At 71.3% G+C, this 21,249-nt stretch carries 18 protein-coding genes; 8 read left to right on the top strand and 10 right to left on the bottom strand.

Features of this window, described 5'->3' with window-relative positions; all coding sequences use genetic code 11:
• Positions 1–406 precede the first annotated feature (406 nt).
• Positions 407–1,444 carry a GDP-mannose 4,6-dehydratase gene (locus tag ACF1DX_RS29555; protein WP_391794180.1) on the bottom strand — a complete coding sequence of 346 codons (1,038 nt, stop codon included), beginning with the start codon at positions 1,442–1,444 and terminating at the stop codon, positions 407–409.
• A gap of 248 nt (positions 1,445–1,692) precedes the next feature.
• The gene (locus tag ACF1DX_RS29550) at positions 1,693–2,538 is read right to left on the bottom strand and encodes a GntR family transcriptional regulator (RefSeq protein ID WP_391794179.1); all 846 of its coding nucleotides are present in this window, start codon (positions 2,536–2,538) and stop codon (positions 1,693–1,695) included.
• 355 nt (positions 2,539–2,893) lie between these two features.
• On the opposite strand from ACF1DX_RS29550, the gene ACF1DX_RS29545 reads away from it, so the two are divergent.
• The 4 genes from ACF1DX_RS29545 (at position 2,894) to ACF1DX_RS29530 (ending at position 7,181) form a co-directional block, all read left to right on the top strand.
• Complete coding sequence (locus ACF1DX_RS29545; protein WP_391794178.1) at positions 2,894–4,318, top strand: cellulose binding domain-containing protein; 1,425 nt, start codon at positions 2,894–2,896, stop codon at positions 4,316–4,318.
• Between the two features lie 269 nt (positions 4,319–4,587).
• A complete protein-coding gene (locus ACF1DX_RS29540; protein WP_391794177.1) occupies positions 4,588–5,010 on the top strand; it encodes a DUF6003 family protein in 423 nt (140 codons plus the stop codon).
• 81 nt (positions 5,011–5,091) lie between these two features.
• On the top strand, positions 5,092–5,844 hold the full coding sequence (locus tag ACF1DX_RS29535) for an IclR family transcriptional regulator (protein ID WP_391794176.1): 753 nt from the start codon (positions 5,092–5,094) through the stop codon (positions 5,842–5,844).
• A gap of 101 nt (positions 5,845–5,945) precedes the next feature.
• Positions 5,946–7,181: a PP2C family protein-serine/threonine phosphatase gene (locus ACF1DX_RS29530; RefSeq protein WP_391794175.1), complete on the top strand. Its 1,236-nt coding sequence runs from the start codon at positions 5,946–5,948 to the stop codon at positions 7,179–7,181.
• Positions 7,182–7,193: 12 nt separating this feature from the next.
• Here ACF1DX_RS29530 and ACF1DX_RS29525 read toward each other — a convergent pair whose 3' ends face one another.
• From ACF1DX_RS29525 to ACF1DX_RS29510, 4 genes are read right to left on the bottom strand one after another with little or no spacing between them, the layout of a single operon-like run.
• Positions 7,194–8,573: a GH1 family beta-glucosidase gene (locus ACF1DX_RS29525; protein WP_391794183.1), complete on the bottom strand. Its 1,380-nt coding sequence runs from the start codon at positions 8,571–8,573 to the stop codon at positions 7,194–7,196.
• 32 nt (positions 8,574–8,605) lie between these two features.
• Positions 8,606–9,433, bottom strand: coding sequence for a carbohydrate ABC transporter permease (locus ACF1DX_RS29520; RefSeq protein ID WP_391794174.1), 828 nt, complete (start codon positions 9,431–9,433; stop codon positions 8,606–8,608).
• Positions 9,434–9,438: 5 nt separating this feature from the next.
• The gene (locus tag ACF1DX_RS29515; protein WP_391794173.1) at positions 9,439–10,392 is read right to left on the bottom strand and encodes a carbohydrate ABC transporter permease; all 954 of its coding nucleotides are present in this window, start codon (positions 10,390–10,392) and stop codon (positions 9,439–9,441) included.
• A 10-nt stretch (positions 10,393–10,402) separates the two neighbouring features.
• Positions 10,403–11,662, bottom strand: a complete 1,260-nt coding sequence (locus tag ACF1DX_RS29510) for an ABC transporter substrate-binding protein (protein WP_391794172.1) — start codon at positions 11,660–11,662, stop codon at positions 10,403–10,405.
• A gap of 294 nt (positions 11,663–11,956) precedes the next feature.
• Here ACF1DX_RS29510 and yicI point away from each other — a divergent pair, with 294 nt between their 5' ends.
• Positions 11,957–14,227, top strand: a complete 2,271-nt coding sequence (yicI, locus tag ACF1DX_RS29505; RefSeq protein WP_391794171.1) for an alpha-xylosidase — start codon at positions 11,957–11,959, stop codon at positions 14,225–14,227.
• A 4-nt stretch (positions 14,228–14,231) separates the two neighbouring features.
• Here the strand turns inward: yicI and ppk2 are convergent, their stop codons facing one another.
• Complete coding sequence (gene ppk2 / locus ACF1DX_RS29500) at positions 14,232–15,224, bottom strand: polyphosphate kinase 2 (RefSeq protein WP_391794170.1); 993 nt, start codon at positions 15,222–15,224, stop codon at positions 14,232–14,234.
• 185 nt (positions 15,225–15,409) lie between these two features.
• Between ppk2 and ACF1DX_RS29495 the strand changes: the two genes are divergently transcribed.
• On the top strand, positions 15,410–16,204 hold the full coding sequence (locus tag ACF1DX_RS29495) for an SDR family NAD(P)-dependent oxidoreductase (protein WP_391794169.1): 795 nt from the start codon (positions 15,410–15,412) through the stop codon (positions 16,202–16,204).
• Positions 16,205–16,217: 13 nt separating this feature from the next.
• On the opposite strand, the gene ACF1DX_RS29490 is transcribed toward ACF1DX_RS29495, so the two are convergent.
• The 3 genes from ACF1DX_RS29490 to ACF1DX_RS29480 form a co-directional block, all read right to left on the bottom strand.
• Positions 16,218–16,979, bottom strand: coding sequence for a sulfite exporter TauE/SafE family protein (locus tag ACF1DX_RS29490; protein ID WP_391794168.1), 762 nt, complete (start codon positions 16,977–16,979; stop codon positions 16,218–16,220).
• Positions 16,980–17,093: 114 nt separating this feature from the next.
• Positions 17,094–17,885 (bottom strand): SAM-dependent methyltransferase, encoded by a 792-nt coding sequence (locus tag ACF1DX_RS29485; RefSeq protein ID WP_391794167.1) that lies wholly within the window; start codon positions 17,883–17,885, stop codon positions 17,094–17,096.
• 75 nt (positions 17,886–17,960) lie between these two features.
• Complete coding sequence (locus ACF1DX_RS29480; RefSeq protein ID WP_391794166.1) at positions 17,961–19,079, bottom strand: LacI family DNA-binding transcriptional regulator; 1,119 nt, start codon at positions 19,077–19,079, stop codon at positions 17,961–17,963.
• A 233-nt stretch (positions 19,080–19,312) separates the two neighbouring features.
• Here ACF1DX_RS29480 and ACF1DX_RS29475 point away from each other — a divergent pair, with 233 nt between their 5' ends.
• Together ACF1DX_RS29475 and ACF1DX_RS29470 are read left to right on the top strand one after the other, a co-directional pair.
• Positions 19,313–20,239 (top strand): carbohydrate ABC transporter permease, encoded by a 927-nt coding sequence (locus tag ACF1DX_RS29475; RefSeq protein ID WP_030863488.1) that lies wholly within the window; start codon positions 19,313–19,315, stop codon positions 20,237–20,239.
• Between the two features lie 4 nt (positions 20,240–20,243).
• Complete coding sequence (locus ACF1DX_RS29470; protein ID WP_391794165.1) at positions 20,244–21,191, top strand: carbohydrate ABC transporter permease; 948 nt, start codon at positions 20,244–20,246, stop codon at positions 21,189–21,191.
• Positions 21,192–21,249: the final 58 nt, after the last annotated feature.

Genomic DNA, 21,249 nt, shown 5'->3' with positions numbered 1-21,249 from the left:
TTCAACGCAACCCATCTGGAAGAAGACCGGCGGACGGCTGGTGGTCCGGCGGGGACACCGGGTGTTCGGGGCGGCCGTTCGGCGGGACGGCCGGGGTGTCGGAAGGAGGGAGGGGAGGAGGCGGGGCCGGCGGGGCGGGGCGGCCGGTGCGGGAGGTCACGCGCCGGGCGGACCGGGCCGTACGCGGTGCCGGGGTCCGCCGGTCCGCGGCGGATCCCCGGCACCACGCCGGGCGGGGACCGCCGCGGCGACTCCTCCGCACCACGCGCACCACGCGCACGGCGGGCGTGATGGGCGTGGTGGGCACGCACTTCCGCAGACCATGGGCCCAGTCTCGGGCGGCGCGTCTGCGGAAATCCCTAGTGTGTGTCGCCGGGGCGCGGGGCGGTCCGGCGGCCGGAGGGGCCTACCAGCTGCCGGCGGCGGCCACCAGCCGGCTGTAGTCGCGGTCGCGGGAGGCCTGGCGCAGGTCGGACTCGACCATCATGCGCATCAGCTGCTCGAAGTCGACGTCGGGTTCCCAGCCCAGCTCCTTGCGGGCGTTGGCCGAATCCGCGCACAGCGTCTCGACCTCGGCGGGCCGCACCAGGCCGGGGTCGACCACGACGTGGTCGCGCCAGTCGAGGCCCACGTGCTCGAAGGCGATGCGTGCCGCGTCGCGCACGGTGTGCATCCGGCCGGTGCCCACGACGTAGTCGCCGGGCTCCTCCTGCTGGAGCATCAGGTGCATGGCGCGCACGTAGTCGCCGGCGAACCCCCAGTCGCGCTCGGCGTCCAGGTTGCCGAGGCTGACCTTGTCCATCAGGCCCAGCTTGATCTGGGCCACCGCCAGGGTGATCTTCCGGGTCACGAACTCGGCGCCGCGGCGCGGGGACTCGTGGTTGAAGAGGATCCCGGAGACGCCGTACATCCCGAACGACTCGCGGTAGTTGCGGGTGATGTAGTGGCCGAAGGTCTTGGCCACGCCGTAGGGGCTGCGGGGGTGGAACCTGGTCGTCTCGCTCTGCGGGCTCTCGGCGACCTGGCCGAACATCTCCGAGGACGACGCCTGGTAGAAGCGGATCTGGCCCCGGGGACCGCCGCCGGAGGACCTGCCGAGTCCGCTGACCATGCGGATGGCCTCGAGCATGCGCAGCACGCCGGTGCCGTTGACCTCGGTGACCAGTTCGGGCTGCTGCCAGGACATGGGGACGAAGGAGATCGCCCCCAGGTTGTAGACCTCGTCGGGCTGGACCAGGTCGACCGCGGAGACCAGGCTTCCCTGGTCCATCAGGTCGCCGTCCACGAAGGACAGGCCGGGGATCAGCTCGGCGATCCGGTCCTTCCGCGGGTTGGCCTGCCCACGGCAGAGCCCCCACACCCGGTACCCCTGGCTCAGCAGGTGTTCCGCCAGGTACGAGCCGTCCTGTCCGGTGATTCCGGTGATCAGTGCGCGCTTGGACATCTTCTCTCTTTCCACCGCCACGGAGAGGACCGGTCGGCGGGAGTCCGCACCGTGCCCGCGGACCGGAAGCGGCGGCATCCGACGCGAGACGCGCACCGGCCGGAGGGCCGGTCCTGCCGCATACCGGGACGCACGGCCTGCGCTGACTCACGAGCCGTCCTCGTGGCAGCCATGCAAACACCGAAACGGCTAAGGAATTTCCGAGTCTTCGGGGACGGGCGGGCACCGGGCGCGGGGCCTTCGCCGGCTCACCGGTCGTTCTGCACCACTCCACGCGTGGAGAAACTGACCGGTGTGCCGGACGGGAAGTCCCCGGGAGGGATGCCCGGGTGGTGTCCCCCGGGCGGCGGCGCGGGGACGGTACGGGGACCGAGGGCGAGCCGCGAGACGATGCGGTACCGGTCTCCCCGGTAGAGCGAGTGGACGTACTCGACCGGGCGGTCACCGGTGTCGGTGGTGAGGCGTTCGAACAGCAGGGCGGGCGACAGTTCGGGCACCTCCAGCAGCTCCGCCTCCGCGCGGGTCACCACGGTGGGCTCGATGGACTGCACCGCCTCATCGACCCGCACGCCGTGGCGGTCGCGGAAGTGCTCGTACAGATCGCCCTGTTCCAGTTCCTCCCTGGTCAGCTCCGGCACGAGGTCCGCCGGGACGTGCAGGTACTCGATGGCCATGGGCGAGCCGTCGACCAGCCGGAGGCGGGCCACGTACCGGATCCGCGCCGCGGGCGACACCCGCAGTCTGCGGCCCACCCGCGCGCCGGCCGGCAGGGTACGGAGTTCCAGGACCCGGCTGGTCCACACACCGCCGGCCCGCGGCACGGCGAAGGAGCCCCGCGCGGAGACCAGTTCCTGGGTGATCTTCTCGGCGGCGACGAACATGCCGCGGCCGTGCTCGCGCACCAGCAGTCCCGCGACCACGAGTTCGTCCACGGCGGCGCGCAGCGTGGGCCGGGACACGCCGAGCCGGGCGCACAGGCTGCGTTCCGAGGGGATGGCGTCACCGGGGCGCCGGGCCTCGATGAGCTCGAGGATCGCGTCGCGGACCCGTTCGCGCTTGAGCACGGCGCGCGAGGCGGCGGGATCGATCTCCATGCGGGACCCTCGTTCGTCGTCGGACCGGCGGGTCGTCGTGGCACCGGTACGGCTTCGACCCTAACTGGTCCGCCGCCCGAGGGGGACCGTGGGAGAACATCAAGTCCCGTTCCTGCCAGGAGGGTTGACGGCCATATTGGTCTATGCCACCTTCGTTCGACATCGACTGGTAAAGCCTCGGGGTCCAACTGGTCAATCCCGAGGGCCGTACGTGTACCGCCGCTCACCGTCCGCCCGCGACCGCACGTGTCCCGCGAGGTCCGGACCGCCCCTCGCGCTCCACGGCGCGCGGCGGCACCCGCACACGCCGCACAGACGATCCACCGTGCGCCACCCCCACAACGAAAGGACACGGATGAGCACTCGTCCCGCCGGCCGCCGCACCCGCGCGGCACTCGCGCTGACCGCCCTGCTCGGCAGCGCCGCCCTGGCCGGCCTCCCCGCCACGACCGCCGCCGCCGCGGACGGCGCCGTCACCGTGCAGTACCGCACCAGCGCGGGCGGAGCCACCGCCGACCAGAGCGAGCCCTGGCTCAAGGTCCGCAACACGGGCTCCACGACCGTGCAGTTGAGCCAGGTGAAGGTCCGCTACTACTTCAAGGCGGACGCCCCGAACGCCACGTACCGCTTCGCCTGTTCCTGGGCGGTCAGGGGCTGCTCCGCCATCACCGGCACGTTCGGCACGCTCGCGCACCCCACCGCGACCGCCGACCGCTACCTGGAGATCGGTTTCACCCCGTCCGCCGGCTCCCTGGCGCCCGGCGCCGATACCGGGGACATGCAACTGCGCTTCCACCAGGCCGGCTGGCAGACGCTCAGGCAGAGCGACGACTACTCCTTCGACGGCGCCCGGACCTCGTACGCCGACTGGGACAAGGTCACCGCCCGGCTCGCCGGCGCCACCGTGTGGGGCACGGCCCCCGAGGGCAACGATCCGACCGACCCCCCGGACCCGACCGACCCGCCGGGCGGCGGCCAGACTCTGTTCGACGACTTCGACTACACCTCGCACACCGACCCGGCGATCTCCGCGCACGGCTGGAGCGTGCGGTCCAACTCCGGCGGCCCCGGTGTGCCCGGCGCGACCTGGGACCCGTCCAAGGTCACCTTCAGCGCCCCGGGCGGCACCTCGGTGATGAACCTGGAGACCTCCACCGCCGGCACCGGCGCCTCCACCGTCCACACCGAAGTCCTCACCAAGAGCATGAAGTTCAGGAACGGCACCTACGCCGCCCGCGTGCGGTTCTCCGACACCCCGAAGTACGGCCCCGACGGCGACCGCGTCGTCCAGACCTTCTTCACCATCAACGACCTCAAGGCCCCGATGGCCGACGACTACGCCGAGTACGACTTCGAGTACCTGCCCAACGGCGGCTGGGGCGAGCCCTCCAACATCCTCTACACGACCTCCTGGGAGACCTACAATCCCGACCCCTGGCAGGCCGTCAACCAGCACACCGAGAGCCGGCGGAGCTTCGCCGGCTGGCACGACCTGGTGGTGACCATCGACGACAGCGCCATCACCTACTACGTCGACGGTCAGCACTTCGGCACGCACGACGCCGCGTACCTGCCGGAGCGCCCGATGTCGATCAACTTCAACCAGTGGCTGATCGACCTCGAAGGCCAGACGTCGACCACCCCCCGCGCCTACGACCAGCAGGTCGACTACGTCCTGCACGTCAAGGACCAGGTGCTCACCCCCGCCCAGGTGACCGCGAAGATCAACGCCTACCGAGGCGCCGGCACGTCCTTCGTGGACGAGATCCCCGCTCCCTGAGCCCTCGCGCGGCGGCGTGATCCCCGCCGACCCGCCGACCGGGTCCGCTCCGTGCGGACCCGGCCGCATTCCGGTGGGCGCCCGTCCGTTCCCCCCGCGTTCACGCAACCTTCCAGGGCTTCCAGGGCTTCCGCCGACGAGCCACGGGCCGGACCGGGGTCGCGGGACGGTGGTCACCCCATCGTGGGCAGTGCGCGGTGAGAGTGCCTTCACGGGGTAGAGGAGCTGCGATCAGTGACCGCTTTCCCGTGAGGAAGGGACATCCGGACATGACCGACGACGCCTACCTGGTCCTGCTCGACGACGCGGACGGACCGCTCGGCGTCCCCCTGGCCGCTGTGGGGGAACTCGCCTGCCTGGACACGCCGGCGGTGCGGGCCTGGCTCGGCGCGCAGGGGGTCACCGTCACCTCCTCCCGGTTGCGCCTCCTCCCGCCCGAGGAGACGGGGGCCATTCCGGAGGGCACCGAACGCCTTCCCGTTCCGCTCGGCGCCGAGGAGCTGAGCCGCCTGCGCGGTGAACTCACTCCCCCGGACCAGGCGCGGGTTGAGGAGGAACTGCTGGCCTACCGGTCCTGCACGAACGGACGGGACGGACTGCTGACGCGGGCGCTGGCCGCCGGGGTTCCGGCCCACCGGATCGCGGAACTGACCGGTGAGGACCTCACGACAGTGAAGGCGGCGGCCCACTGAGCGACGCGGCGTCCGGCCGCGGCGGGAAGCGGGAGCGACGCCGGTCTTGCCTGCGACGGGCGGCCGGCGCAGGCTGGTCCCATGGGTGCGGGCCCGACGCTCATCACCTCCGTGCAGCGTGCCTTCCGGCTGCTGGAGGCGGCGGGCGCCCATGAGAACGGCGCGCCGGCGAAACAGCTGGCGCGGGAGACGGGGCTGCCCCTGGCCACGGCCTACCACCTGCTGCGCACGCTGGTGCACGACGGGTATCTGCGCAAGCTGGACGACGGCGGATTCGTCCTGGGCGACCGGTTCCAGACCCTGCACACGGCGGGCCGCGGCCAGGCGCTGCTCAGCCGGGTCCGGCCGGCGCTCGCCGCGCTGCGGGACGAGCTGTCCACCGCCGCCTACCTCACCTTCTACGAGGACGGTGAGATCCGCGTCGCCGAGATCGTCGACAGCCCCCGCACCCCGCGGGCCGAGCTGTGGGTGGGGTTCGAGGACGCCGGGCACGCCACCGCGCTGGGCAAGTCGGTGCTCCGGGAGCTCGACGACGAGGCACGCAAGGAGTACCTCTCCCGGCACCCCCTCAACGACCTCACCCCGCGGACGATCACCACGGCCGAGGAGCTGGTCCGCCGGCTGGAGAGCAGCGACCTGGCCCCGGCCGTCACCGACCTGGAGGAGTACTCCCTGGGCACCGTCTGTGTCGCGGTGCCGGTCTACAGCGGGGACACCCTGGGCTCGCTCGGCGTCTCCATGCCGAAGGACCGGCTGCACCGGCTCGACGAGGTCCGCGAGCGCCTCCTGCCGACCGCCGGACGGGTGACCCGGGGACTGTCGTTCACTATCTGAAAAGCACACCCTTGTGACGTTCGCAACGATCACCTTTCCTATTTAAGTCAGACATTACGGATGCGCGTGCGCCGCGCAAAGGTGAGGACTGCGGACGACACATGAGTCACGCCCGTCAGCATGGACGCGACCACTGGCCGATGCGGCAGTACAAGCGGGGGGTCCGCCACACGTGGTCGCCCCGGGCACGGGCCGCCGCGCACGGGGCCGCCGGCACGCCCGCCCTCTCCGTACTGATCGTCTTCCTCGTCGTGTTCGTCGACCTCGTCGGCGGAACGGGCAAGGTCTGGCTGCCGCTGCTCGCCGCCGGACCGGCGCTGGCGGCGGCCACCAGCCGGCCGGCCGGGGTCCTCGGGGTGGGTCTCCTCGCCTCCCTCCTCGGCGCGGTGATCGGCACCCGGCACGGCATGGCGGCCCCGGAACTGGCCGTCGCACTCGCCGCACTGGTGACCGTCGCCCTGGCCGGCACGTTCACCAGCGCCCTGCGCGGACGCCGGGAACGGGTGCTCGCGGCCGTCCGTTCCGTCGCGGAGACCGCGCAGCACGCCCTGCTCAAGCCGGTCCCGGAGACCGTCGGCCCGTTCCAGGCGGCGGTCCACTACAGCGCCGCCGCGGCGGAGGCCCGGATCGGCGGCGACCTCTACGCCCTCATCCCCACTCCGCACGGGATCAGGATGATCGTCGGCGATGTGCGCGGCAAGGGACTGCCGGCCGTGGGGACGGCCGCCCTGGTGCTCGGTGTCTTCCGGGAGGCCGCCCACGACGAGCCGGACCTGCTGGACGTCGTCTGCCGGATCGAACGGAGCCTGGCCCGCAACCTCGGCCACGACGACTTCGTCACCGCCGTGGTCGCCGGCTACCCGGAGCCGGGGCGGCTGGAGCTGGTCAACTGCGGACACGCTCCCCCGCTGCTGGTCCGCGGCACCGAGGTGGTGCCGGTGGACCCCGACCATCCGGCGCCGCCCCTGGGGCTGCGCGCCCTGTCGGGCGATTCCCCCGGCCTCCAGGTGGTGTCCTTCACCGAGGGGGACCAGCTGCTGTTCTACACCGACGGGGTCACGGAGGCCCGTGACGCCGGCCGTGCGTTCTACCCGCTGGCCGAGGGCCTGGCCCGGCACCTGTGCGACGAGCCGGCCCGCACGCTCGCCGCACTGCACCAGGAACTGCTGGACCACGTGGGCGGCCGGCTGCACGACGACGCGGCGCTGCTCCTGCTGCGCAAGCCCGTCGCCACCGCCGGGGCGGCGGACGCGGGCTCCCCCGTCGTCCTGCCGCTCACGGCACGGCCGGAACCGGACGCCGACGGCGCCTCCGACGATCGCGAAGGCGCCGCCTAGGCGGCCGGCCCGTCAGGGCCGCTGGGCGGCGATCATGCGCCGGTACCAGTGGTAGCTGTCCTTCGGGGTGCGCTCCTGCGTGTCGTAGTCGACCCGGACGATGCCGAAGCGCTTGTCGTAGCCGAAGGCCCACTCGAAGTTGTCGAGCAGCGACCACACGTAGTAGCCGCGCACGTCCACGCCGGCGTCGATCGCGGCCCGCAGCGCGGTGAGGTGGTCGCGCAGGTACACCACCCGGTCGGTGTCGTGCACGGCGCCGTCCGCGCTCACCTCGTCGTCCTCGGAGGAGCCGTTCTCGGTGATGTGGACCGGCGGCAGGGCGTCGCCGTACTGCTCCTTCAGGTCCACCAGGAGGTCGGTGAAGGTGTCCGGGGCCACCGGCCAGCCCATCGCGGTGTGCCGGACGCCGGGCAGCGACGTCTCGGCGTAGCGGTTGTCGGTCGCCACGCGCAGGGCGGGGTCGTCCTCGCGGTACGGGGCGTCGGCGACGACGATCGGGCGGTAGTAGTTGATGCCCAGGAAGTCCAGCGGCTGCGAGATCAGCTCCAGGTCGCCGTCGCGGCGGAAGTCCTGTCCGGTGATCAGTTCGCCCCAGGTGTCCTCCTCGGTGTCCGGGTAGCGCCCGGCGAGGATGGGCTCCGTCCACACCAGGTTGTGCAGGGTGTCGGCGCGTACGACGGCCTCCCGGTCGGCGGCGGAGCCGGTGGCGGGCAGGTGGTGGTCGAGGTTGAGGGTGATGCCGACCTCGCGGACCCCGGCGGACCGGAGCGCCTGGACGGCGAGTCCGTGGCCGACCAGGAGGTGGTGGGCGGCGGCCAGGGCACCCCGGCCCTCGCGGGCGCCCGGCGCGTGGCGGCCGACGGAGTAGCCGAGGAAGGCGCTGCACCACGGCTCGTTGAGGGTGATCCAGCGGGGCACCCGGTCGCCCAGGTGCTCGGCGACGACGGCCGCGTACTCGGCGAACCGCTCCGCCGTGTCCCGCACCCTCCAGCCGCCCCGGTCCTCGAGGGCCTGGGGGAGGTCCCAGTGGTAGAGGGTGGCGGCGGGCTCGATGCCGGCGGCGAGGAGTTCGTCGACCAGGCGGGAGTAGAAGTCCAGGCCCTTGGGGTTCACCGGGCCGGACCCGCCCGGCACGATGCGCGGCCAGGCGATCGAGAAGCGGTACGAGCCGACGCCGAGGTCGCGCAGCAGGGCCACGTCCTCGGGGTAGCGGTGGTAGTGGTCGCAGGCGGTGTCACCGGTGTCGCCGTTCGCGACCAGGCCGGGGGTGTGGCTGTAGGTGTCCCAGATCGACGGGCCGCGGCCGTCCTCGTACGCCGCGCCCTCAATCTGGTACGAGGCGGTCGCGGCGCCGAAGACGAAGCCGGGCGGGAAACGGGGGAAGTCGCTCATGCGGTGCGCGTCCATCTCGGTGCGTGCGGTGATCACTTGACGGAGCCCCCGGTGATGCCGGCGGCGATGTACTTCTGGGCGAGGACGAGCAGGATCGCGGCCGGGACGGCGGAGAGCACGGACGCGGCCATCACGGCGCCCCAGTCGCCGACGTGGGCACCGATGTACTGGTAGATGCCCAGCGTGATCGGTTTGACGTCGTCGGTGGTGTTCAGGGTGAGCGCGAACATGAAGTCGCTCCACGAGAACAGGAACGCGAACAGGCCGGAGGTGATCAGCGAGTTGCGGCTCATCGGGAGCACCACCCGCAGGAAGACCCGTACCGGTCCTGCGCCGTCGATCTCGGCGGCCTCGATGACCTCGCCCGGGATGGACACCATGAAGGAGCGCATGAGGACGATGGAGAACGGGATGCCGAGCGAGGCGTCCGCGAGCATCAGGCCGAAGTAGGAGTTCACCAGGCCCAGGTCGACGTACGAGTTGTAGAGGGCGTTGGCGATGACGATGCCCGGCACCATCTGGGTGATCAGGGTGCCGAACACGATGGTGCGCGAGCCGCGCAGGCCGAACCGGGCCAGGCCGTAGGCCGCCGGGGCGGAGACGACCAGGCAGATGGCGACGGCGCCGAACGAGACCAGCAGCGAGGTCAGCAGATGTCCGCCCTGGTCGGTGACGGCCTTGGAGAACCCGGAGAGGTCCAGGCTGCCCGGCACCGGGTCGACCTGGAGCAGGCCGGACTCGGGCTGGAGCGCCGTGTTGAGCATCCAGTACAGCGGGAAGAGCATCACGCCCAGGATCAGCACACCGGCGACGGTGGAGCCCCAGCGGCGCCGGGACGCGGCGGGAGTGTGAGCGGCCATGTCGGTCACTTCCCCTCGGTGCGGTTGGCCCGCAGGTAGAACACCGCGAACACCGCGGAGACGAGAATGAGGACGTTGCCGACGACCGCGCCGGCGCCGAAGTCCAGCTCCACGAAGGAGTTCTGGTAGGTGAGCGTGCCCAGGGTCTGGGTGGCGTCGGCGGGCCCGCCGTCGGTGAGGGCGAGGATCAGGTCGAGGATCTTGACCGTCGACATGAAGCCCAGCACCAGGACGACCGTGATCACCGGCTTGAGCATGGGCAGGGTGATGGAGCGGAAGGTCCGCCAGGCCGAGGCGCCGTCCAGGGCGGACGCCTCGTACAGCTCCTTGGGGATCTCCTGGAGGCCGCCGTAGAGGATGACCATGTTGAACGGGATGCCGATCCAGATGTTGACCAGGATCACCGAGAGCAGCGCCATGTCGGGGCTGGTCAGCCACGGGGTGCTGCCGCCCAGGCCCAGGGTGTCCAGGAAGGTGTTCAGTACGCCGGTGTCCTGGTCGAGGATGCGGCGCCACACGATGCCGGACACCACCATGGGCACCAGCCAGGGCAGCAGGATCAGCGACCGCAGGACACCGTTCAGGGGGAACCTGCGGTTGAAGAAGACGGCGAGGGCGAGGCCGATGCAGAACTGGCCGAGCAGGGAGCCGGCGGTGAAGACGAGGGTGTGCCACAGGGCCTTGCCGAACAGGACGTCCTGGAAGACGGACGACCAGTTGTCGGTGCCGTTGAAGGGGGCCTCGCCGGTGAAGAACGTCTTCGGCGTGTAGTGCTGGAAGCTCATCACGATGTTGCGGACGAGCGGGTAGCCGAAGAACAGCAGCATGAAGACGACGGCGGGGGCGACGAAGCCCCACTGGGCGAGTCTGCGGCGCAGGCGCTGCCGGGCCGGGTCCGGCGCGGCGGACTTCCCGGAGGTCTTCGCGGACACCGGGGCGGTGACGGTGGACGTGGTCATGGCGCGTACCTCAGTTCCCGCTCGTGGCGCGCTGCTGGGCGCGCTGCAGGGCGGTTTCGCTGGACTGGCCGGTCAGGGCGGACTGGAAGGCGCTCTGCAGGGCGAGCGAGACGCCCGACCAGCCGGCGCCGAGCTTGGCGGTGCGGGACCGGGCGGCGGCGACCTGGTCGGCCAGCGCGTCCAGCTCGGGCACCTCCTCGCGCCACTTCGCGGCGGCCTTCTCGTTGGCGGGGACCATCCAGCTGTTCAGGGCGTAGGTGAGCTGTTCCTTCTCGCTCGCCAGACAGTCGACGATCCGGCCGGCCGTCCTCTCACGCTCGGTGTCGCCGGTGTGGGGCACGGTGAGCACGGCGCCGCCGAGCGGTCCCACCGAGTCGGCGCCCGCCTCGGGGACGGGGATCTGCGCGATCTCCCAGTGCAGCGACTTCTTGGTGTTGAGGGTCTCGACCTGCCAGGGGCCGTTGATCATCATGGCGGCGTTGCCGGCCATGAACTGGTCGTTCACATCGGCCTGCGTCCAGTTGACCGTGGACTTGGACAGCGACCCGTCCTGGAGCAGCGCCTTCCAGTAGTCGAGCGCCTCGACGACCTGGGGGCTGTCGAGGTCCGTCTCGTCGCCGCCGTTGGACCACATGAAGGGCGTGAACTGGAAGACGCCGTCCTCGGCGCCGCCCGCGCTGAGCGCCACGCCGTACCGGTTGCCCCCGGTGAGCTTCTTCGCCGCCTGGCGCAGCTCGTCCCAGGTGGTGGGCACCCGCACGCCCGCCTCGTCCAGGATGTCCTTGTTGTAGAAGAGCGCGAGGGTGTTCACGGAGCGTGCCGCCCCGTAGTACGTGCCCTTGTACGAGCCGAAGTCGACGATGCCCTCGGGGACGTCGTCGGTGGCGAGGCCCAGGGTGCGCAGGTCGACGAGGCCGCCGGCGTCGGCGAAGGTCGGCATCTCGGAGGCGTCGAACTGCACGATGTCCGGCAGTGACTTCGACGAGGCCATGCGCAGGGCCTTCGTCATCACCTGCGCGGCGGGGACGCTCTGCTGCTCGATGCGCACGCCCAGCTGCTTGCCGCAGCGGGCCATCGCCTCGGCGTCCCAGCGGTGGTAGGTCTCGTCGGTCGAGGAGTTCATCACGGTGTACACGTCGCTGTCGCGCTGCTGTGCGCAGCCGGTCAGCGCCGCTCCGGCGATGAGGACGGAGACGGCGGCGATCGACGTGACGGCTCCGCGTGAACGTCCGCGCGCGCGGTGTGCGGCAACCGGAGGATGTGCTGTCACGGTGGGTGCCCTTGCGTGGGGACCGGCTCAGCCTGCGCTGAGCTGGTGACTCTTTCGGGAGGCTGGTGAAGCGCTTCGACTGGTGGCGGCTCTTGCCTGGGTGTTGCCTGGCGCTGCACCGGGTGTAATTTGTTTTGCCTGATTACTAATACGCCAGCGGAAGCCGGTCGCGCTAGACCCCCAGCGCTACGATCTGCTTGCGCCAAGGCGTGACAGGTCCTGCGTCTCCTGTCATAGTTCCTGGTCAGAAGCTTCCTTCCGAGCCTCTGCCGCCCTCCCCCTCCGAGGAAGACCATGAAATTCACCGACGGCTTCTGGCGCATCCGCGACGGCGTCCAGATCTCGTACGCCACCGAAGTGCGCGATGTGCGCCCGGAATCGAAGCGCTTCACCGGCTATGCCGCCGTGAAGAAAGTGACCCGCAGGGGCGACACCCTGAACGCGCCGCTGATCACGGTCGAGTGCTTCTCCCCCGCCGAGGGCGTGATCGGCGTCCGGGTCACCCATCACGCGGGCAAGTACCGGCCGGGCCCCGACTTCGCCCTCACCGGGGACGCGGACGGCGCGGGGACGGTACACCGGGACGGCACCGTCACCGAGCTGACCAGCGGGCCCCTGACCCTGCGCCTGGACGGGGACGGCCCCTTCGCGCTCACCTTCCACGACGCGGACGGACGCGAGCTGACCCGCGCCGGCGCCAAGAGCACCGCCTTCGCCACCACCGGCGAGGGAGCCCACCACGTGCTGAGCCGGCTCTCGCTCGGCGTCGGCGAGCAGGTCTACGGCCTGGGCGAGCGCTTCACCCCGTTCGTCAAGAACGGCCAGACCGTCGACGTCTGGCAGGCCGACGGCGGCACCAGCAGCGAGCAGGCCTACAAGAACATCCCGTTCTACCTCTCCTCCCGCGGCTACGGCGTCTTCGTCAACCACCCCGGCGCCGTCTCCTTCGAGATCGGCTCCGAGTCCGTCGGGCAGGTCCAGTTCAGCGTCGAGGACCAGGCGCTGGAGTACTACGTCGTCGCGGGACCCACCCCGAAGGAGGTCCTCGGCCGCTACACGGCCCTCACCGGACGCCCGGCCCTGCCCCCGGCCTGGTCGTTCGGCCTGTGGCTCAGCACCTCCTTCACCACGTCGTACGACGAGGCGACGGTGACCTCGTTCGTCGACGGCATGGCCGAGCGCGGCATCCCGCTGTCGGTGTTCCACTTCGACTGCTTCTGGATGCGCGAGTACCAGTGGTGCGACTTCCAGTGGGACCCGGACGTCTTCCCCGACCCGGAGGGCATGCTGGCCCGGCTCAAGGAGAAGGGCCTGCGGATCAGCGCCTGGATCAACCCGTACATCGCGCAGAAGTCCCCGCTCTTCGACGAGGCCGCGGCCCTCGGGCACCTGGTGCGCCGCCCGAACGGCGACGTGTGGCAGTGGGACCTGTGGCAGGCCGGCATGGGCCTGGTCGACTTCACCAGTCCCGAGGCCCGCGCCTGGTTCCAGTCGAAGCTCAAGCCGCTGCTCGACCAGGGGGTGGACAGCTTCAAGACGGACTTCGGCGAGCGCATCCCCACCGATGTCGTCTGGCACGACGGCTCCGCCCCCGAGCGGATGCACAACTACTACACGCACCTGTACAACCGGACGGTGTTCGAGCTCCTGGAGAAGGAGCGCGGGCAGGGTGAGGCGGTGGTCTTCGCCCGGTCCGCGACCGCCGGCGGGCAGCAGTACCCGGTGCACTGGGGCGGCGACTGCTGGTCGTCCTTCGAGGCGATGGCCGAGTCGCTGCGGGGCGGTCTGTCCCTGTCGCTGAGCGGGTTCGGCTTCTGGAGCCACGACATCGGCGGCTTCGAGGGCACGCCCGTCCCGGAGGTGTTCAAGCGCTGGCTCGCCTTCGGTCTGCTCTCCTCGCACAGCCGGCTGCACGGCTCCACGTCGTACCGGGTGCCGTGGGAGTTCGGCGACGAGGCGGTCGACGTCGCCCGGCGGTTCACCCTGCTCAAGCACCGCCTGATGCCGTACCTGTACGGCGCCGCCGCCGAGGCCCACCACACGGGCGTCCCGGTGATGCGGCCCATGCTGCTGGAGTTCCCGCGGGATCCGGCGTGCCGCCCGCTCGACCGCCAGTACATGCTGGGCCCCGACCTGCTGGTCGCGCCGGTGTTCAGCGAGGACGGCGAGGTGGAGGTCTATCTGCCCGAGGGCACCTGGACGCATCTGCTGAGCGGCGAGCGGGTCACCGGCCCGTGCTGGCGCACCGAACGGCACGGCTACGACAGCCTCCCGCTGTACGTCCGTGAGGGCGCCGTGCTGCCGCTGTCCGGCGACGACTCCCGGCCCGACGGCGACTGGCTGGACGCTCCGGTCCTGCTCGTGCACCCGTCGGCCGCGGCCGGCTACGCGGCCGAGGTCACCGTGCCGGACACGGCGGGGCTGCCGACCGCGACGTTCCGGGTCCGGCGGGACGGCGACGTCCTGCGGGTCACGGCGTCCGGGACCGACCGGCCGTTCACGGTGCGCGTGCCCGGTGGGCCGGAGGCACAGGGCTCGGGCGAGGTGACGCTGCCGCTGGGATGACCGGTCACGTGTCCGGGTGGCTGCCCGGGCCGACCCCGGGGCCCGCGAGGGGGGTCGGTGAGAGGGCCGCGGGTTCCTCACCGGCCTCCAGCAGGGTGTCCGCCGAGCCCACGATCAGCGGGTCCGGCTTGCCCAGGGCCCCGTGGTCCTTCGCCGGGTAGTCGCAGCGGTCGAGGAGGCTGCGCATGGCCTCCAGCCGGCCCCGGCGCTTGTCGTTGTTCTTCACGACCGTCCACGGCGCGTGGGGCGTGTCCGTCGCCCGGAACATCTCGATCTTGGCTTCGGTGTAGTCGTCCCAGCGGTCGAGCGAGGCGAGGTCCATCGGCGACAGCTTCCAGCGGCGCACCGGGTCGACCTGGCGGATCGCGAACCGGGTCCGCTGCTCGGCCCGGGACACGGAGAACCAGAACTTCACCAGCATGATGCCGTCGTCGGTGAGCAGCCGCTCGAACAGAGGAGCCTGCTCGAGGAACTGGCGGTACTCGGCGTCCGTGCAGAACCCCATGACCCGCTCGACGCCCGCGCGGTTGTACCAGGAGCGGTCGAAGAAGACGATCTCGCCGCGGGCCGGCAGGTGGGCCACGTAGCGCTGGAAGTACCACTGCCCCGCCTCCCGCTCGGTCGGCTTCTCCAGGGCGACCACGCGGGCTCCCCGGGGGTTGAGGCGTTCCATGAACCGCTGGATGGTGCCGCCCTTGCCGGCCGCGTCCCGCCCCTCGCAGAGCACCACGATCCGCTGGCCGGTGTCCTTGACCCACCGCTGCATCTTCAGCAGCTCGATCTGCAGGATGCGCTTGGTGCGGTCGTACTCCGCCCGGCGGATCCTGCGGTCGTAGGGGTGGTTCTCCCGCCAGGTCTCGATCGGGGTGCCGTCGGCGTCGAGCAGCACGGGCCGCTCCGGGCGCCGGTCGTCCACCTCCAGCCCGTGGAGCAGGTCGTCACCGTCGGCGCCGGCTTCCGTCCGGCCGTCCGTCGCGTTCGTGTGTTCGGCCGTCACGTCGCCTCCCGCGTCCGTACGAGTGCGTCACAAGAAGCGTATGCCCACCGGGCGTTTCGCGGTGATTCGGGCGCGGGTCCGGGGAAGGAGCAGGATCGGGCGGAGCACGTGCGCGAGCGGCGTCTTCCGTCCGTGTTCGGGCATCTCATGCGGGCACTGGTACCCAGGCGAAGGGAACGCACGACGTGCAGATCGATCTGAAGGGCCGTACGGCGCTGGTCACCGGCTCCACCCAGGGCATCGGCGCGGCGATCGCCACCGGGCTGGCGCGGGCGGGCGCCCGGGTCGCGGTCAACGGACGCTCCGCCGAGCGCGTACGGGACAGCGCCGCCGCCCTCGCACGGGAGGTGCCCGGCGCCGACGTCGTACCGGTCGCGGCGGACGTGACCACCGAGGCGGGCGCCGAACAGGTCGCCGAGGCCCTGCCGCAGGTGGACGTCCTCGTCAACAACCTCGGCGTCTTCGGCTCCGCGGACCCGCTGGAGATCACCGACGACGAGTGGCGGCGTTACTTCGAGGTGAACGTCCTGGCCGCCGTGCGGCTGACCCGGCTCTTCCTGCCGGGCATGACCGGGCGCGGCTGGGGGCGCGTCCAGTACATCGCCAGCGACTCGGCGATCGTCACCCCCGCCGAGATGATCCACTACGGCATGTCCAAGACGGCGCTGCTCGCGGTGAGCCGCGGCTTCGCCAAGAAGGCGGCGGGCACGGGCGTCACGGTGAACTCGGTCATCGCCGGGCCCACCCACACCGGCGGGGTGGAGGACTTCGTGTACGAGCTGGTGGACCGCGACCTTCCGTGGGACGAGGCGCAGCGCGCCTTCATGCGCGAGCACCGGCCGCAGTCTCTGTTGCAACGGCTGATCGAGCCGGAGGAGATCGCCCACATGGTCGTCTACCTCAGCTCGGAGCAGGCCTCCGCGACGACCGGCGGGGCGCTGCGTGTCGACGGCGGCTACGTCGACGCGATCCTGCCCTGAGAGCGGGCGGTGGTCAGCGCAGCAACTGGACGAGGGCGAGGGTGCCGATCGTGACGATGAGGGCGCGCAGCACCGCGGGGCTGAACCTGCGGCCGGTCCTGGCGCCGAGCTGGCCACCGAGGGCGGATCCGGCCGCGATGAGCGCGACGGCCGTCCAGTCGAAGTCGGCGACGAAGACGAAGAAGGCCGCCGCGACCGTGTTGACGATCGCGGCGAGCACGTTCTTGACGGCGTTGAGGCGTTGCAGCGGCTCGTCGATGAGCAGGCCCATCAGGGAGATGTAGATGATGCCCTGCGCGGCGGAGAAGTAGCCGCCGTAGACGCTGGCCAGGGCCAGGCCGGCGGAGAGCGGCCATCCGCCGTCGCGGCGGGAGGGGTGTCCCTTCGCGCGGCGGCCGCGCACCTTCTTGGCGATCAGGGGCTGGAACGCGACGAGGACGAGGGCGAGCCCCACCAGGGTCGGCACGATGGTCTCGAACGCCTCGGCGGGCAGGGCCAGCAGGAGCGCCGCGCCGCAGAGCCCGCCCAGCGCGGCGCCGACGCCGAATTTCCGCACGCGCCGGCCCTGTCCCGCGAGTTCCCTGCGGTAGCCGATGGCGCCGCTGACGGAGCCGGGGATCAGTCCGAGCGCGTTGGAGACCGTGGCGGTGACGGGGGACAGCCCGGTGGCGAGCAGTACGGGAAAGGTCACCAGCGTTCCCGAGCCGACGACCGCGTTCATGGCGCCGGCGCCGACGCCCGCCGCGAAGACGCCGGCCATCTCCAGCGGCGTCACGCCGTGGCTCCGGTCGCGTCGTCGCCGTCCGAGGGTGCCCGGTGCCGGCCCAGGTCCGAGGAAACGTTCATGTGAGGACGCTAGCCCGCGGACTCTTCGGTGATCACCGAAGGGTCAGGAGAGCCTCGCCACACCCGCGTAGATGCCGCTGTCCTCGGGAGGCGGCGGCGGGGTCGTCCGGAACCACTCCGGTGCGGTCACCAGACCGGGATCGACCAGCTCCAGGCCGTCGAAGAAGCGGGCGACCTCGGCGCGGGTGCGGAAGCCCAGGCGGATGCCGGCGCGGGCGTACTCGGCCGTGACCTGCTCGGCCAGCTCGGAGTGGAGGTCGGAGGCGGCGTGCGACAGCACGAGGTAGCTGCCCGGCGGCAGCGCGGCCCGCAGCTCGCCGACGATGCCGAGGGGGTCCTGGTCGTCGGGGAGGAAGTGCAGGAGGGCGATCAGGGACAGCGCGATCGGACGCTCGAAGTCGAGCACGCCGCGGGCGTGCCGGAGGATGCCGCCCGGGTCGCGCACATCGGCCTGGATGTAGTCCGTGGTGCCCTCGGGGCTGCTGATCAGCAGGGCTTCGGCGTGCCGCAGCACGATCGGGTCGTTGTCGGTGTAGACGACCTTCGCGGCCGGGACCACGCCCTGCACGATCTGGTGCAGGTTCGGCTCCGTGGGGATGCCGGTGCCTATGTCGAGGAACTGGTCGACGCCCTGCCCGGCGAGCCAGGCGGCCGCCCGGTGCATGAACCGGCGGTTCTGCCGGGCGGCGTCGCGCGCCTGGGGCGGCAGCTTCTCCCCCACGGCCTCGTCGACCGGGTAGTTGTCCTTGCCGCCGAGGAGCCAGTCGTAGACCCGAGCGGGGTGCGCCCTGCCGGTGTCGATCCGCGGAGGGGTGGGGGATGTGCCCGTCGACATGGCGGAGTCCGTCCCTGAAGTGGCTCGGGAGTGCCTGACGATCACCAAGTCTCGCACACAACTGGTGGGTGAAGGTCAGGAGTTCGATCGTCGGGCGGGCTCCGGCGGCGGTGCTGTGCTGGCCCTCGGCACCAGCCGGGTCGGGACGAGCGTGGTGCCCCGTTCCGGGCCGCCCTGCCGCATCTTGCTCAGCACCGCCTGGACGCAGAGCCGGCCCACCTCGGCGAAGTCCTGGTGGACGGTGGTCAGCGGGGGCAGGAAGGAGGACGCCTCGGGGATGTCGTCGAAGCCGATGACGCTGACGTCCTCGGGGACGCGCCGGCCGTGTTCGTGCAGGGCGCGCAGCAGGCCCAGCGCCATCTGGTCGTTGGCGGCGAAGACGGCCGTGCACTCGTCCCGGGCCGCGAGTTCGAGGCCGGCCCGGTAGCCCGAGTCCGCCGACCAGTCGCCCCGGACGAGGGGCGGCGGCACCCGTCCGGCCTCGGTGAGGGCGGCGCGCCAGGCGTCCGTGCGGCGCTGTGCGGCGAACGAGTCCTCGGGTCCGCCCAGGTGCCACACCGTGCGGTGGCCGAGGCCGAGCAGGTGCTGGACGGCGGCGCGGGTGCCGCCCGCCTGGTCGGTGTCGACGACCGTGTAGTGGTCGCCGGCGTCGGAGTCGACCACCACGACCTGGACGTGCGGGGGCAGGGTGACCGTCGCCGCGTCCAGGAGGTGGACCTCCATGATGACGATCACGGCGTCGACGGCGAGTTCCTCCAGCCGGGAGAACGCCCCGCGCACCTCGTCCTGGGTGGGCACGGCGACCGGCAGCAGCGTCACCGCGTAGCCCTCGTGCGCGGCGGAGGTGGCGATCGCCTCCAGGGTGCGGACGTTGCCGGTGGTGGAGAGCGTGAAGGTGATGACGCCGATGGTGCGGAACTCGCCGCGTTTGAGGGCGCGGGCCGCGCTGTTGGGCCGGTAGCCGAGTTCCTTCATCGCGGCCAGCACCTGACGGCGGGTCTCCTCGGTGACCCCGGCGTAGCCGTTGGAGACGCGGGAGACGGTCTGGGACGAGACCCCCGCCAGGCGGGCCACGTCGGCCATGGAGGCCGTGGTCCGGGCGCCGTCCCGGGTACGGCGCGCGCCGCCGGCCGCGGTGGCCGCCCCGGTGCCGGGGCCGGGTGCGTTCGCCGGCGTTCTCTCGGCCGTGTCCACTCGCCGTCAGCCGCCTTCCTGTCACTGCTCGCGTCACGGTTTCCCAAGGGACCCTTGACCGTCCTCAGGAGGGCAGTGTAAACATGCCGCCATCCGATGTTTACGTAAACATAACAGCTCGCCGGCACTTCGCGGCAGCCGATGTTTACGCAAACATCACGTGCAGGGGGCATGCCGTCCGGCTCACGCGCCGGGCGGCCGCCGGTCCGGAACGGTGACGAGCGAGGAACGACATGACGACGCTGCAACCGCCGGTGGACGCCGAGCCGAGGCCGGCGCCTCCCCCGGCGAGACGGGACCGCCGTTCCTGGACGGGATGGGGCTTCATCGGTCCCTTCGTGGCCGTGTTCGCCCTGGTCTTCCTGGCACCGATCGCGTACTCGGTCCATCTGAGCCTCTTCCGCGACCGGCTCATCGGCGGGACCACCTTCGTCGGCCTCGACAACTACCAGCAGGCGCTCCAGGACGACCGGTTCTGGGCGGCCCTCGGCCGGGTCTCGCTCTTCCTGTGCGTCCAGGTGCCGATCATGCTCGGGATCGCGCTGCTGGTGGCACTGGCCCTGGACAGCGGCCGGCTCTACGGCAAGAGCTTCTTCCGCATCACGATCTTCCTGCCGTACGCGGTGCCCGCCGTGGTCGCCACCCTCATGTGGGGCTTCATGTACGGCACGAAGTACGGCCTGGTCGGTGACATCAACGGGGCGTTCGGCGTCACGCTGCCCGACCCGCTCTCCCCCGACCTGGTGCTGGCCTCCATCGGCAACATCGTCACCTGGGAGTTCGTCGGCTACAACATGCTGATCTTCTACTCGGCGCTGCGCGTCATCCCGAACTCCCTGTACGAGGCGGCGGAGATCGACGGCGCCGGACAGATCCGCGTGATCACCGCGATCAAGCTGCCCGCGATCCGGGGCGCCCTGGTCATCGCGACGATCTTCTCCATCATCGGCAGCTTCCAGCTGTTCAACGAGCCGAACATCCTGCGTCCGCTCGCCCGCAACGCCCTCACCACCGACTACACGCCGAACTTCTACACGTACTCGCTGTCCTTCAACGGCCAGCAGCACAACTACTCCGCGACGGTGGCCATCATCATGGGCCTGATCACGATGGTGATCGCCTACGTCGTGCAGCTGCGCGGCATGCGCAAGGGAGCGTGACCCGATGAGCAGCCCTCTCACCACCGCCGCCCCGGCCGCACCCGCCAAGGCCTCCGGCTCCGGCCGCGGCGCGCCACGGCTGCGCGGGACGCGCGGGCACTCCGCCGACAAGCCCAGGCGCAGCGTGCTGCTGACCGTGCTGACCTCCCTGGTTGTCGTCTACACCCTCGTGCCGCTGATCTGGCTGGTCGTCAACGCCACCAAGACGCAGGCGGGTCTGGCCGACTCGTCCGGGATGTGGTTCGCCGACGACTTCGCGCTGTGGGACAACCTCCGCGACACGTTCACCTACCACGACGGCGTGTTCACGCGCTGGCTGCTGAACACCCTGCTGTACGTGGTGCTGGGCGCCGGCGGGGCCACCCTCCTCGCGGTCCTCGGCGGCTACGCGCTGGCGAAGTTCGACTTCCCCGGCAAGCGCGGCGTCTTCGCCACGGTCATCGGCGCGGTGGCGGTCCCCGGCACCGCCCTCGCGGTGCCCACCTTCCTGATGTTCAGCGAGATGGGCCTGACCGACACCCCGTGGGCGGTGATCATCCCCTCGCTGGTCTCGCCGTTCGGCCTGTACCTGATGTGGGTGTTCGCCACCGAGGCCATCCCCACCGAACTCCTCGAGGCCGCCCGCATCGACGGGGCCGGCGAGGCGCGCACCTTCTTCACCGTCGCCCTCCCGCTGCTCGCCCCCGGCATCGTGACGGTGCTGCTGTTCACCACGGTCGCCACCTGGAACAACTACTTCCTGCCGCTGATCATGCTCAAGGACCCGGACTGGTACCCGCTGACGCTCGGCCTGAGCGCGTGGAACTCCCAGGCCGAGACCGTCGGCGGCGAGGTCGTCTTCAACCTGGTGATCACCGGTTCGCTGATCACCATCCTGCCGCTCATCGCCGCGTTCCTGCTGCTCCAGAAGTACTGGCAGTCGGGTCTCGCCGCGGGCAGCGTCAAGGAGTGACCGCGCGGCTCCCGGCCGCCCCTCAGCCCCGCCCCCCGCACCACCCCCGCCACGTCCC

Source organism: Streptomyces sp. NPDC014676 (assembly GCF_043084105.1).
GTDB lineage: Bacteria > Actinomycetota > Actinomycetes > Streptomycetales > Streptomycetaceae > Streptomyces.
The sequence above is the reverse complement of the archived record's forward strand: the minus strand, read 5'-3'. Positions and strand labels throughout refer to the sequence as shown.